The sequence below is a fragment of the Bradyrhizobium sp. MI1.7 genome, from assembly GCF_055811795.1.
The window spans coordinates 1-353 of sequence record NZ_JBVVPO010000272.1 but is presented as its reverse complement, the minus strand read 5'-3'; the positions used below and the strand labels follow the sequence as shown (position 1 = coordinate 353).

Here is a 353-nt window from a genome sequence, read left to right as displayed (position 1 = left end):
CTGTTGCGGGCGTTCTACTACACCGCGATCATCGAGGATCAGGAGTACTCCTCGATCCGCCCGCTGATCGACTGGCTGAACTACAACGGCTACACGGTCGTCACCAAGGCGACCAAGGAGTTCATCGACGCCTCCGGCCGCCGCAAGGTCAAGGGCAACATGGACATCGAGCTCGCCGTGGACGCCATGGAGCTCGCCGAGCACATCGACCAGATGGTGCTATTCTCGGGTGACGGCGATTTCCGCCCCCTGGTCGAAGCCGTCCAGCGCCGCGGCGTCCGGGTCACCGTGATCTCCACCATCGCGAGCCAGCCGCCGATGATCGCCGACGAGCTGCGCCGCCAGGCCGACGT

General features: G+C 65.2%; 1 protein-coding gene. It reads left to right on the top strand.

The annotated features are described in order from the left end of the window. Positions 1–353, top strand: a 353-nt coding sequence (locus AC0L3X_RS47475) for a LabA-like NYN domain-containing protein (RefSeq protein ID WP_473317662.1), incomplete at both ends; no start/stop codon positions are given.